Source organism: Myroides sp. C1519 (assembly GCF_038039755.1).
GTDB lineage: Bacteria > Bacteroidota > Bacteroidia > Flavobacteriales > Flavobacteriaceae > Flavobacterium > Flavobacterium phaeum_A.
Genome location: NZ_JBBPHM010000008.1, coordinates 112,628 through 124,404, shown reverse-complemented (window position 1 = coordinate 124,404; position 11,777 = coordinate 112,628). Strand labels below are relative to the sequence as shown.

Sequence of the window (11,777 nt, the reverse complement as noted above, 5' to 3'; positions counted from 1 at the left end):
CCGTTAGTATTAACGATTTCGGATTTCCATCGTATGTATAAGTTGCATTGTCAAATGTAAGCTTAGGAAGTCCTGCTTTAGTGATTGTTAGATTAGCTTTCAATTGCGAGTTATTGTAATTCTTCCCTCCATTAATTGTAGCTGTAACCTCATAAACACCAACGTCAGTATACTTGTTATTTGAATAAGTAACAGTAACCCCTTCAGGAATATTTCCCGTTAGTATTAACGATTTCGGATTTCCATCGTATGTATAAGTTGCATTGTCAAACGTAAGCTTAGGAAGTTCGGCTTTATTGATTGTTAGATTAGCTTTCAATTGCGTATCGTTGTAATTCTTCCCTCCATTGATTAGAGCTGTAACCTCATAAACACCAACGTCAGTATACTTGTTATTTGAATAAGTAACAGTTACCCCTTCAGGAAGGTTCTCTTTTAGTATTAGCGATTTCGGAGTACTGTCATAAATATAAGAAGCATCGTTAAACGTAAGCTTAGGAAGTTCATTTTTAGTGATAACTAACAGGGATTTAAGTTCACTATCATAGTAATTCTTACCACCATTAATTATAGCTGAAGCTTCATAAACACCAACATCGGTATGTCTGTTATTGATATATTTAACCGTTGTTTCCTCAGGAATATTACCTTTTAGTATTAATGATTTTTGGGTTCCATCATAAGTATAAGAAGCGCTATTAAATACTACTTGAGGTAGTTCTGCTTTAATGATAGTTAAGATGGCATTTAGTTCCTTACTGTTGTAATTTCTGCCTCCATTAATCATAGCTGTAACTTTGTAAACACCAGTGTTAGTTTGTTTGTTATTCGAATAAGTAACTATAATATCATCAAGTAGATTACCTTTTAAAGTTAGCGATTTAGGTAATCTGTCATAAACAAAAGTAGCATTGTCAAATGTCAAATTAGAAAGTTCTGCTTTAGTGATAACCAAGTGTGCTTTGAGTTCAACATTGTTGTAATTAATTCCACCATTAACTGTAGCTATAGCTTCATAGTTACCTGAGTTGATATGTTTGTTGTTAGAATAAGTAACTTTAATACCTTCTGGTAAAATGTCGTTAATTATCAATGTTTTATGTGTGCCATCATAAACAAAAGTTGCATTGTCATACGTTAAACTCAGTTCAGCTTTCTCAATTGTTAACATAGCTGTCAGTTCAGTATTCTCGTAATTTTTACCTCCATTAATATGAGCTATAACCTTATATTCACCAACATTGATTTGCATATTATTTGAATAAGAAAGAGTAACTCCTTCTGGTAAAATGTCATTAATTATAAGTGCTTTAGGTGTTCCGTCATAAACGAAAGATGCTGCATCCAATTTGATAATAGGTAGTTTCGTTTTATTGATAGTTAGCATAGCTTTAAGTTCTGTGTTGTTGTACTTATCTCCACCATTAATATGGGCTATAACTTCATAATCACCAGCGTCTATATGTTTATTATTTGAGTAAGTAATAGTAACTCCATCAGGTAGATTATCATTAATTACCAATGATTTAGGAGTTCCATCATAAGTAAAGGAAGCATTGTCAAACGTTAAATTAGGAAGTTCAGCTTTATTGATTGTTAATGTAGCTTTTAATTCTGTACTATTATAGTTTTTACCTCCATCAATCTTAGCTATAACCTCGTAGGTACCAGGTGCCGTTTGCTTATTGTTTAAATATTCTACCGTTGTTCCCTTTGGTAATTTATTATTCAAAACTAATGATTTAGGTTTTCCGTCATAAACAAATGAAGCACTGTTAAACGTCAAATTAGATAGTTCAGCTTTAGTAATTGTCAATATAGCTTTGACTTCAAATAGGTTGTAGTTGTTGTTACCGTTGCAAAGTGCAAAAACTTGGTAAGTACCAACATTAATTTGGTTATTATATGAATAAATTATTGAAATCCCTTCAGGTAAAATATCATTTATTTTTAACGATTTAGGTTTTCCATCATAGACAAAAGAAGCATCGTTAAAATTGACTATAGATATATCTGCTTTAGTTATTTGTAATGTAGCTTTCAATTCTTTATCAAAATAGTTTCTGCCTCCATTTATATTTGCTATAGCCGTATGATTTCCAGCATTAGTGTGTTTATTGTTTTTATATGATACACTTATGTAGTTGGGTAAATCACCTTCTATAACTATTGATTTTGATGTACCATCAAAAACGTAAGATGCAGAGTCAAATTTGAAATGAGGCAGTTCTGCTTTTGTAATAGTTAACTTAGCTCTCAGCTCTTTATTTTTATAGTTTTTTCCACCGTTGATATAAGCAGTTATTGATATACTACTAACATCTGTGATAACGTTGCGAGAATAAGAAACGGAAGTACCTTCTGGTAAATCACCATTTATAACCAATATTTTAGGAGTTCCATCATAAACAAAAGAAGTATTATCAAATGTTACGTAATCTATTTCACCTTTAGTTATGGTTAAAGTTGCTTTTTTCGTGTCAATTATTTTATTTTCAAAGTAAAAAGTAGCTATGATATTGTATACACCTATATCAGTTACATTTGTAATATTGTAATCTACAGTAATATTATCCGGAATATTTGTAGCATATAGAGAAAAAGGAGCTCCATTGTATTTTACTACTAAATCTTCGAAAGCAACTTCTTTTAAAGAAGGAGCACTTCCTTCTTTAAATTTAATAGACATTGTAGCAGAAATTATTTGACTGAGATGATTGTTACCTCCGTTAATAAAGGCTTTTACTATATGATTACCGATTTCAGTTTGGTCATTTCCCAGGTAGGTTACAAAAGCACCTGCAGGAAGATTAACTGTATCAATAGAAATAGATTTAGGTTCACCATCATAAAAAAAGTCTTTGTTTCTAAAAACAATAGGCGGAAGCTTAGCTTTTTTGATTGTTAAATTAGAAGCTTCATAGTTTATAGAATTGTTAATTGCTGCATATCCAGGTCCAGATGCATGCATTCCAACTGAATATTCACCTACTTCACTTTGTGAGTTTTTTATAAAATCTACTTGGACAGTCTCTGGTAAGTTATCAATCATTGGAAGAGAGTATGGTGTACTTTTTTTAGTTATACTATCAAATTTATATTCAAAGGTTTCATTAGGAAATGTGATTTCTGGAAGTTTTATTGATTCTATTTTTAAAGTAGTTTCTTTTATATCTATAATTTCATCTTTGTATTTAATTATAGCTAATGGATTAATACTTCCTGGATATTGAAGTTCATTATTGATATATTCTACAGTAACATCTTTAGGTAATTCTCCTGTAATTTCTATTTTTTTTATAGGCTGTGGATCATTAGGTACAAAAATAAATTCTTGTGCTTTAAATTCTAACTTACTTGTATCAGGAATAGTTGGAGTAGTTGGAATAGTAGAAGTAGGTTTACCTGTGATTTGTAAAGTTCTTTCTACTATAGTTGATATATAATTCCTACCTCCATATAAATAAGCTTTGACTTTATAAGTACCAACTTCGGTATGCGCGTTATTAATTTGAAAAATTTGAATTTCAGAGGGTAAAGTGCTTTTTAGTTCAATTTTTTTTACTGTACCGTCATAGGGAGTTTGTAATGAATTAAAAATTATTTTTTGGCGATCAATAGGAATTTTTAGAATTTCTAAATAATTAGAAAATACTGTTGATTTATAATTTTTATTAAACATAAAAGCGTGTACAAAGTACACTCCAACATTAGTATGCTTTTCGTTGAAATAGACTATCTCAGTATTTGGAGGAATGGGTCCCATCACTTCAAGATATATTTCTTTGCCTGTATAAGCAATACGTGGCTTTCTTAGTCGAACTTGATCATCATAAGTCCTTTTCTTAATTACTTGAGTTAGTAATTGTACATCTATAATTTTATTTTTGTAAAATATAGTGACTGTAATATCATAAGTTCCAGCTTCTACGTTGCTATTAGGACTATATGAAAGTGTAACACCATTTGGAACATCATAAGCACTAATTATTTTAGGTCTTCCATTGTAAGTTGTTGAGAGGTTGAGATATCTGATTTTTGAAATGTTAATTTTGTGAGGAGAAGTAATAGAGTCATTGTTAAGTATTGACGTTGTATTTTCAATAGCAAAACATTTAAAGATTGATAATAAAATAAGTATTACAAAAAAGTAATAATGTAAATAAGACTTAGGCATAATAAATAGAATTAATTCAACATTTTTTATCTCAAATACTTTAAATGAGAAGAATAGTGTGAATGTAGTTTTATAAACTAATTCTATTTCTAATTTCAGTGTTACTAAAATATTATAGTTTATATAGATAGCTCTACTTATAGTTTGATTTTGTACTTATTTCTACGTTTAATATTTGAAATTCTTAGAATAGTATTAAATAAAAAAGCGAGTACAGGAATTGTACTCGCTTTTGTTTATTGTTTAGAAGTTGATTGTATCTTCTTTTTTATATCGTCATTAGTAGATCTCTTTGTAGCTTCATTAGCTAATTTAAGAGCAGCTTCATTTGTTGTAATTTCACTTGCATTTTTAGACCATTTTGTAACATCTTCTCTAATGTCCATATAATAGTCGTATAACATCTTTGTTAAGCTAATTTCAACACGTTGTCCTACAAATTTGTTCAGTGTAAAGTAGCCGTATTTTTTACCATCTTTTTTAATAATAGGTGGTTTCTCAGCGTGTGGATTCCAAGGAGATAAATTACTTGTGTTATCACCATAAACTCCATACTTATTCCAGATGGATTTTTTGTTGTATAGATTACCATAAGCACCCATATTATTCCAAATGGATTTAGAGTCTTTAGCATCACAGTTTAGGCACCCAAGATATTCTTCTTTGTCATCATTGGTGTAAATTTCAAGCTTTTGAGCATAACTATAACTACCTACAAATAATGTAAAAAATAGAATGTGGATAAAATAGCTTTTCATAAGGGACATGTATTATTTATATAGTGCACAAAGTACAAATTTTTTCATTTCAAACGCAATATGTTGAGAAAAATATATAAAAACACAGATAAAGACAAAAAAAGTCGCAATAAACTATTGCGACTTCCTTGTTAACATATGTTAAAGTACTATTCTTCGTGAAAAGCTAATACAGGTACGTAGTTATGGTAACTTAATTTCTTAGTCATACTACTTGTAAATAATTTTTCAAAGAAGCTTCTGTTTCTTTTTACAGATACTAATAAGTCAATATTTTCAGTATCTAAGAATTCGAATACTGATTTTTCAACGTCATTACTATCTACGATGTAAAACTTAATGTTTTCATCTTTATAGTTAGCTTTCCAGCTTTCGATAATACTTGCTTCAACTCTGTCTTTAGCCGTAGCTACGTGAACACATTTAACTGTAGCATCAAAACCTTTAGCGATTTTTAATATTTTTTCAAGTGTTACTTTATCTTGAGCAGTAAACAATGTAGTGAATGCAATAGAGTTGATTCCGTCAAAAATAGCATCGTGAGGAATACTCAATACAGGCACGTCTAAAGTACCAATAGCATTAGCTGTATTAGAACCTAATAATTTTTTGTCCAATCCAGAGTTACCATTAGTTCCCATAACCACAAGATCAATATCTTCTTCTTTTACACGTTTTTTCAAGATAGTGTTCAAGAAACCTTCTTCTAAAATGAAGTGCATTGGAACGTGGTCAAGGTTGTGTTTTTTAGCAATATCTCTAATTTGAGGCACTTGATCTTTAAAGTTTTCAAAGTTGCTCAATTCGATTGTTTTATATACATCCTGAACCATAACTGGATTAGCAGTAGCAGAAATTACAGGCATTTCATAAGCGTGAAGAACAAAAAGAGTTGCATTTTGATTCTCAGCCATTCTCAATGCATAAATTAACGCGTTGTTTGCTGTTTCAGAGAAGTCCGTTGGAAATAATATTTTTTTCATAGTACGTGATTGTTATGTTTTGTATAAAGGTAAGGATAAACTTTATTTTATGATAGTATTTTTTGCTTAAAAACTCGTAAAGTATTTAAAATGCTCGAATACAATGCAAAAGGATACGCAATATACTTACGAATATCTCTATGGTTTTATGATAAATTAAGAGGTGTCAAATACTAAATTAAATGAACTATTGTTGTGATTATTCGCAGAATAAGAATAGTTTAATTAATTGATAATAAGTGTACTAATGCTATTTTGGATGTTAAGGGAAAGCTGACGTTTTTTTGCAGTATAGCCGTGTTTTTATTAAGAAAATGACTGTAAATGCTGAGGTATTAAGTCAAGGCATTCAGTGATAAATAGTGCATAAAAATGGAGAGATAAAGCAAGAAAACGTCGAAATACAAACTTTTCAGTCTAAGTCAAAGCCGAATAATTCCATTTGGATGAATAAATATTATCTTTGCGCTATAATTTCGAATATATATGATATTACAAGATACGATTGTTGCTTTAGCAACGCCTTCAGGAGCTGGTGCAATCGCCATTATACGTGTATCGGGAAAAGACGCTATTACTTTGGTAAACGGCATTTTTCGCTCGATTAAAAATAAAGACTTGACCACACAAAAAACGCATACCCTTCACTTAGGACATATAGTGGATGGTGATCGTGTATTGGATCAAGTGTTGGTTTCGTTGTTTAAGGGACCAAACTCATATACAGGTGAAAACACGGTTGAAATTTCTTGTCACGGTTCAACGTTCATTCAACAGCAGATCATTCAACTGTGCTTGCGAAAAGGCGCTAAAATGGCACAAGCAGGAGAGTTTACTATGCGTGCTTTCTTAAACGGAAAGTTAGACTTATCACAAGCAGAAGCTGTAGCAGATTTGATTGCATCAGACAATGAGGCAAGTCACCAAATTGCTATGCAGCAAATGCGTGGTGGTTTTTCAAGTGAAATCGCCTTATTGAGAGAGCAGTTGTTAAACTTTGCTTCGTTGATCGAGTTAGAACTTGACTTTTCAGAGGAAGATGTGGAGTTTGCAGATCGTACGCAGTTTAAGGAATTGATTAACCGTATTGAGTTTGTATTAAAACGCTTGATTGACTCATTTGCTGTGGGTAACGTTATTAAAAACGGTATTCCAGTAGCAATTGTAGGGGAGCCAAACGTAGGTAAATCAACGTTGTTAAACGCTTTATTGAACGAAGAACGCGCAATTGTTTCAGACATTGCTGGAACTACACGTGATACAATTGAAGACGAATTAGTGATAGACGGAATAGGTTTCCGTTTTATTGATACAGCGGGAATCCGTGAAACGAAAGACGTTGTAGAGAGCATCGGAATTCAAAAGACATTTGAGAAGATAGAAGCTGCTCAGGTAGTGATTTATTTGATTGATGGAGCTAAGCTGAATACGGAGTCGTTAGACAGTATTAAAGTGGAATTAGAGAAGCTGAAAAACAAGTACCCTCTAAAACCGTTGTTAGTTGTATGTAATAAGAAAGACTTATTGACAGACGAACAAATTGGGCTTTACAATGAGAATATTGAGAATTTGATGTTGATGTCAGCTAAAGCAAATGAAGGAGTAGAGGAGTTGAAGCAAGCACTTTTAGGGTTTGTGAATACAGGTGCATTGCGCAATAATGAAACGATTGTTACCAATACGCGCCACTACGATTCATTGCTTAAAGCATTGGAAGAAATCGAGAAAGTGAAGTGGGGATTACAAACGAATTTATCTGCTGACTTAATGGCTATAGATATTCGCCAAGCCCTTTATTTTTTTGGAGAAATTACAGGGCAAGTAACTAACGATGAACTACTTGGGAACATATTTGCGAATTTTTGTATCGGAAAGTAACCAAGTCAAAACAAACGCATAACAAATACATAATAATACATTAAAAGCTCTGATTTTCAGGGCTTTTTTTATGTTTTAACTTTACTGTTTGTTTTGTTTGTTTTTGTATCGTTAGGTGTTTATTTGTACCTTTGTTGTACCTTTTAGGTTGAGGTACAAAAAATCGAATGTTATCGGACAATTTATGTCCCTTAATTACTCTTATTTATCCTTAAATACCTTTAAGTATATTTAATTCAAATGATATGAGTAGTAATATCAGGATACAACGCATTTGCGAATACTGTAACAAAGACTTTACAGCAAAAACAACAAGAACAAAGTACTGTTCTCATTTATGTAATAGTAGGGCTTACAAAGCTAATTTGAAGAATACTAAAATAGTAAAGTCTAATAATGAAACGCTACACAAAGTAATACAACCAATAGAGCAGATTAAAAATAAAGAGTTTTTAAGTGTTAAGGAAGTAGCTAATTTATTGGGGTTCTCAGCTAAGACAGTTTATAGATTAATCGAAAGGCAAAATATAAATGCTCTTAACCTTTCTGAAAGACTTACAAGAATTAAACGCACTGATATAAATGAATTGTTTGTTTCAATACAACCCATACAGGTAGAAAAGAAAGAAACTTCAATATCTGAAAGGTTTGAGATTGACAACTATTACACAATAAAAGAAGTTTTAAGCAAATTTAAAATTGCTGAATCTACATTAAGGCGTGTTATTGTAAATAATAATATAGAGAAAATCAAAAAAGGAAAATTTGTATTTGTATCAAAACAGAAAGTAAATAAAGCGTTGGGCTAAAAAAATAAATGTTTTTATTACTTGCATATTTTTCACTAATTTCACTAAAGCATAAAAGACACAATGATTACAAAAGTTACATTAAGACAAAAGAGTATCAGTAATGGACGTAAAAGCCTATATCTGGACTTCTATCCACCTATTATAAATACTGTTACAGCTAAGCCTACACGCAGAGAGTTTTTAGGGCTTTATATTTATGAGGGAACTAAAAACCCTATTGATAAGAAGCATAATACTGAAACTTTAAAAATTGCTGAGAGCATACGTCAAAAACGTGAAAACTTTTATAATAAACCCGAGATTTACTCAGGCTTTGAAAAAGAACAATTGCGACTAAAAGAATTAGGAGAGCAGTGTTTTGTTCAATACTTTAAAAGTTTAGCAGACAAACGCAAAGAAAGCAACCGTGATAATTGGGTTTCAGCTCACAAATATTTATACAACTTCACAAAAGGAACTTTAAAATTTTCAGACCTCAACCAAAAAGTTTTGGAGGAATTTAAAGAGTACTTACTTACCATAAAAAGCAATAAGAGTGATAAAACAACTCTATCACAAAACTCAGCTTCTTCTTATTTCAACAAGATAAAAGCATCATTACGTCAAGCCTTTAAAGATGGTTTGCTACAGGTAGATATAAATAGCAAAATAAGCCCAATTAAGGCAGAAGAAACCCGAAAAGAGTATCTAACACTTGAAGAACTTAATATGTTGCTTAAAACGCCTTGTAATAACGAATTATTAAAGCGTTCAGCCTTATTTTCAGCATTAACAGGTTTGCGTTTCTCTGATATTCAAAAAATGACTTGGAGTGAAATCGAATTTATTAAAGGGCAAGGCTACTTTTTGAATTTCAATCAGAAAAAAACTAAAGGCGTTGAGGTACTACCTATTTCAGACCAAGCTTACAGCTTTACAAATGGAACTGATAACCCAAAAGATATGGAGCAGACAGAACTTGTTTTTAAAGGGCTTAAATACTCGGCTTATCACAATAAACATTTGTTTCAATGGATAGGCGCTTCAGGAATAACAAAGGATATTACTTTTCATTGCTTCAGACACACTTTTGCAACTCTACAGCTTTTTAATGGTACTGATATTTATACCGTTTCAAAGATGTTAGGACACAAAGACCTTAAAACAACTCAGGTTTACGCTAAAATAGTTGATGAAGCTAAACGAGAGGCAGTGAATAAAATAAAATTAGATATGTAATTAATAAGCATAAAAGACAATGATTAATGATAAATTGACTAATGAAATATGTAATTCAGGTTTCATAAAAGCATTTATAGAAGAATATTTTGAATATTATACTTATTCTGTTTATGACGAGAAAGATAAATTAGATTTTAATTTATGTATAAATGATAAACAGAAAAATAAAATGATAAACAGAAAAATAAAAGAGATAAAGGTAAAAATTAAAAGCTTAGGTAATTATGAATTAAGCTCAGCATATCTTGCAAGTTGCAGAAAGGAAAGTACTTTTAACTATATTGAAGATAATGAAAGGCATAAATTTTGGTTAAATCGTTTTACTGAAGAATGTGAGTCTATTTCTGTTTTTTTTCCTGTTGAATATTTATTTGATGAATACTTTAAAGAAAATCAAAATTCTAAAATAGAGGAATTTCAAGAATATTTTTTGGATATTTTTCCCAAATACTTTGATGAAAACCAATTTGAAATTGCTGAGATTATTGTCCTCGAGGCCGAATTAAAAAAAAATATACTATCTATAATTGAAGAATTTAAAGAAACCAAATATTGGAGTTTTGAGTTTGATGATTTAAAAGAATTTATTCCTTATAATAATTCTATAAAGGTATTATTTGATTTAAGTGAACTATTGTTTCTATTGGATAGATTTTCAATATTTAATGATTTACAAGAAATTGTAAAGTCTGAAAATTTAAGTAATAAAGAATTGATTGAAAAAAATCAGCCTGATACTTCAAATATTGCAGATAATACTGAGAGTATGCCAGATACCCCAACTCCTTTAAATGAAATCCCTGACTTAAGACAAAAGATAGAAAAACACTTTGCTTTTTTTAATGGCGACTGTCCACGAACACACACAAAAATATTAAATAATGAAGATTATAATAATTTAATTAAATGGACTTTTTATTACTACAATAATAACTTTAAAGTGCCTGAAATTGATAAACCTATAAGGAAAGTTAATACTAATAAAACATTTGTTCAATTTGCTTTAAGAGCCTTATTTAAGGAATTACATAATGGTAAAACATATCCAAAAACTCTCTTTACCTTTTATATTAGTGTATTTGAGAGATATAAAGATGATAAAGAGTCTAATTTTAATAAAGTAAAAGGAAAAGGAAAAGATGAATTAAAAAAATTAATGAAACTTTAAATAAAAAATACTATCCGTAAATACGCTTTTTTTCCGTAAAAAAACCGAAAACCCGTTTTTGAACATTTGAGTAAATATAAAAAGTTATTCAAAATGAACGTAAAGGAAAAGAGTTTTACATTTGAACAATTACCGACTTTGGTAATGCAACTAACAAATGAGGTTAGTGGACTAAAGAACTTGTTACTTTCACTAAGCAATCAAGTAAATAAAGAAGAAGTAAATCTTGAAAAAATGCTAAATATTCAGCAGGCTTCTAAGTTTTTAAACCTTACTACTTCTACTTTATACAGTAAGGTTAGTAAACGCGAGATACCAAGCTTTAAACAAGGTAATCGTTTGTATTTTTCAAGTATAGAACTTACCGAATACCTTAAACAAGGTAAAAAGAAAACATTTGCTGAGATTGAAGCAATGGCAGAAACTTATTTGTCTAACAATAAAAAAGGGTTGTAATGAAAAAGAATCAAAACAACCCTAATAATGCTTTTCAGCATAAAAGACAGGGTAAAGATACGCAAAAAATTTCTGAAATTACAGTGTTTTACGACTACTTAAAAAATCATTTAGCAACTTCCTCAATGGCTTCAAAAGCTACAGGAATAGCGCAAAAAAACTTAACGAGGTATAAATCTGAATTAGAAGAACAAGGTTTATTGTATTGTGTCAAAAAAGATTATTGTAAATCAACAAGGCGAAAAGCGTGGTATTTAACCACTAACAGAAGCCTATTCAACGAGTTTACACAAACGAATACAAACCAATTAAAATTGTTTTAAT

The 11,777-nt window shown here is 30.5% G+C and carries 9 protein-coding genes; 6 read left to right on the top strand and 3 right to left on the bottom strand.

Annotated elements, in window-relative coordinates; genetic code table 11:
* The 3 genes from AABL81_RS06635 to AABL81_RS06625 form a co-directional block, all read right to left on the bottom strand.
* Positions 1 to 4,177 (bottom strand): MBG domain-containing protein (locus AABL81_RS06635; RefSeq protein ID WP_341340641.1); only part of this gene is annotated, 4,177 nt, incomplete at its 3' end.
* A gap of 236 nt (positions 4,178 to 4,413) precedes the next feature.
* A complete protein-coding gene (locus AABL81_RS06630; RefSeq protein WP_233269282.1) occupies positions 4,414 to 4,935 on the bottom strand; it encodes a hypothetical protein in 522 nt (173 codons plus the stop codon).
* A 149-nt stretch (positions 4,936 to 5,084) separates the two neighbouring features.
* The gene (locus tag AABL81_RS06625; RefSeq protein ID WP_158211160.1) at positions 5,085 to 5,918 is read right to left on the bottom strand and encodes a universal stress protein; all 834 of its coding nucleotides are present in this window, start codon (positions 5,916 to 5,918) and stop codon (positions 5,085 to 5,087) included.
* A gap of 486 nt (positions 5,919 to 6,404) precedes the next feature.
* Here AABL81_RS06625 and mnmE point away from each other — a divergent pair, with 486 nt between their 5' ends.
* From mnmE to AABL81_RS06595, 6 genes are all read left to right on the top strand, one after another.
* Positions 6,405 to 7,796 carry a tRNA uridine-5-carboxymethylaminomethyl(34) synthesis GTPase MnmE gene (mnmE, locus tag AABL81_RS06620; RefSeq protein WP_090408046.1) on the top strand — a complete coding sequence of 464 codons (1,392 nt, stop codon included), beginning with the start codon at positions 6,405 to 6,407 and terminating at the stop codon, positions 7,794 to 7,796.
* A gap of 365 nt (positions 7,797 to 8,161) precedes the next feature.
* Positions 8,162 to 8,605: a helix-turn-helix transcriptional regulator gene (locus AABL81_RS06615; RefSeq protein WP_341340640.1), complete on the top strand. Its 444-nt coding sequence runs from the start codon at positions 8,162 to 8,164 to the stop codon at positions 8,603 to 8,605.
* A gap of 63 nt (positions 8,606 to 8,668) precedes the next feature.
* Positions 8,669 to 9,826 carry a site-specific integrase gene (locus AABL81_RS06610; protein ID WP_286431462.1) on the top strand — a complete coding sequence of 386 codons (1,158 nt, stop codon included), beginning with the start codon at positions 8,669 to 8,671 and terminating at the stop codon, positions 9,824 to 9,826.
* Between the two features lie 19 nt (positions 9,827 to 9,845).
* The gene (locus tag AABL81_RS06605; RefSeq protein WP_286431464.1) at positions 9,846 to 10,997 is read left to right on the top strand and encodes a hypothetical protein; all 1,152 of its coding nucleotides are present in this window, start codon (positions 9,846 to 9,848) and stop codon (positions 10,995 to 10,997) included.
* Positions 10,998 to 11,090: 93 nt separating this feature from the next.
* A complete protein-coding gene (locus AABL81_RS06600; protein ID WP_286431466.1) occupies positions 11,091 to 11,453 on the top strand; it encodes a helix-turn-helix domain-containing protein in 363 nt (120 codons plus the stop codon).
* A complete protein-coding gene (locus AABL81_RS06595) occupies positions 11,453 to 11,776 on the top strand; it encodes a hypothetical protein (RefSeq protein ID WP_286431468.1) in 324 nt (107 codons plus the stop codon). Before AABL81_RS06600 ends, AABL81_RS06595 begins: the two co-directional genes overlap by 1 nt.
* Position 11,777 lies beyond the last annotated feature (1 nt).

Coding starts and splice junctions, on each gene's coding strand:
- AABL81_RS06605 (WP_286431464.1), top strand. CDS start 9,846: ATGATTAATGATAAATTGACTAATGAAATATGTAATTCAGGTTTCATA.
- AABL81_RS06625 (WP_158211160.1), bottom strand. CDS start 5,918: ATGAAAAAAATATTATTTCCAACGGACTTCTCTGAAACAGCAAACAAC.
- mnmE (WP_090408046.1), top strand. CDS start 6,405: ATGATATTACAAGATACGATTGTTGCTTTAGCAACGCCTTCAGGAGCT.
- AABL81_RS06630 (WP_233269282.1), bottom strand. CDS start 4,935: ATGAAAAGCTATTTTATCCACATTCTATTTTTTACATTATTTGTAGGT.
- AABL81_RS06610 (WP_286431462.1), top strand. CDS start 8,669: ATGATTACAAAAGTTACATTAAGACAAAAGAGTATCAGTAATGGACGT.
- AABL81_RS06595 (WP_286431468.1), top strand. CDS start 11,453: ATGAAAAAGAATCAAAACAACCCTAATAATGCTTTTCAGCATAAAAGA.
- AABL81_RS06600 (WP_286431466.1), top strand. CDS start 11,091: ATGAACGTAAAGGAAAAGAGTTTTACATTTGAACAATTACCGACTTTG.